This is a genomic window from Silanimonas lenta DSM 16282, assembly GCF_000429065.1.
Classification (GTDB): Bacteria; Pseudomonadota; Gammaproteobacteria; order Xanthomonadales; family Xanthomonadaceae; genus Silanimonas; species Silanimonas lenta.
Window position 1 is genome coordinate 1 of the sequence record NZ_AUBD01000024.1, and the last position, 1261, is coordinate 1261.

Genomic DNA, 1261 nt, shown 5'->3' on the forward strand with positions numbered 1-1261 from the left:
GCAGTTCAAGGACGAGTTCCAGAAGCAGCAACCCGCATCAACCCACCGAGCCGTCCTCAACTAATCGGTGGTCCGAAAAAAGCCGGCAGGTCATCCCCAAGTGCTATGGCGTGGCAGAGATGATTCATGGACTCGTGGCGGGCGCCTGCGCAGCGCTTGGCATACTGTTCTTCTTGGTGCTCCGGCACTCCTCCGTTGCCAGGGACCGGCGCCGGGCCGCGCGCGAGGCGAAACTGCAGTGGTGGCTGATCGGCATCAGCCTATTGGCATTCCTGGCAATGATTGCCTTGCCATGAGTTGCGGCGCGCGGTACGCATGTCCGCTTGACGGGGGAGGTTACGGATCCACGCGAGGCAGAGAGTTCTGGGCTGGCGTGATGCCACCGGCTGCATGAGAGATAGGTTGAAACACTGCGAGGGACTCGATGCCGTAACGGCTAACGCCTGAATTAAGTCGTACCGCGAAGCGGCGTCGGCTTGGACGAATTGTTAGCCCGCGCCCCGGGCCGGCACATGTTGCACCCACTGGCGAACAATGTGCTGCACGGAGGCGACCCGTGCGGCAACGAACCCGGGCGATGGAAAGCTGATGCATGCGCGATCCGGCCCCAGCCATTGCAACAGACCTTCCGGATCCTCAATCGAGTCGCGGGCGATGGCGCTCTTCTTGACGCCGAGGTGCAGGATGAGCTGAAGCGGGACCTTGCCATTCAGGCGCATGGTGGCGAAGTGCTCGCCGGCATAGAAGCTCGGAGCGTTCCACTTGATCTCTTCCCCGATGCCATCGGCCGACGCCAGGATCGCACCGCGCAAAGTTTCGACTTCCTCTCGCAGTGGTGAAGCAAGGCCGGCGATGTAATCGGCGACTGAAGCTGCGGAAGGAGACTTGCGACTGCCCATAACGGCTCCCGAGCGGGCTAACGCCTGAGTTAAGCCGCGCCGCGAAGCGGCGTCGGCTTGAATGAATTGTTAGGTTGCTCCAGTGGAGATTCTTGGGGACAAGATGATGCGATAGTTAATTAACTCATCACCGCATTTTCCAATCGCCACCACGTTGGTGGCGCCAATCTTCCAGTGAGCTGCTTGCCAAGCGTCTTCTCGCCTTTCTGATGATGATGGTTCCCCCAGCTGCTTGGACAGTGTTTCAATTGCATTGATGCATGCCCAGTGACCTGAGACGGATCATGTAGCCACTTCGATGGTGAGTTCTCTACCCTTATCAAGGCAAGGAGAACCCATGAAGAAGCGCTTCACTGAAGAGC

Annotated in this window: 2 protein-coding genes; one reads left to right on the top strand and one right to left on the bottom strand. The window is 59.2% G+C overall.

Annotated features, from left to right (window positions below; all coding sequences use genetic code 11):
- On the top strand, positions 1-296 hold a 296-nt coding region (locus G408_RS15480), incomplete at its 5' end, for a hypothetical protein (protein WP_211226663.1).
- Between the two features lie 192 nt (positions 297-488).
- Here G408_RS15480 and G408_RS0108775 read toward each other — a convergent pair.
- On the bottom strand, positions 489-899 hold the full coding sequence (locus G408_RS0108775) for a DUF1801 domain-containing protein (RefSeq protein ID WP_037412883.1): 411 nt from the start codon (positions 897-899) through the stop codon (positions 489-491).
- Positions 900-1261 lie beyond the last annotated feature (362 nt).

What these genes read in the sequence shown, in the direction of transcription:
- G408_RS0108775 (WP_037412883.1), bottom strand. Translation starts at nt 899, where the DNA reads ATGGGCAGTCGCAAGTCTCCTTCCGCAGCTTCAGTCGCCGATTACATC.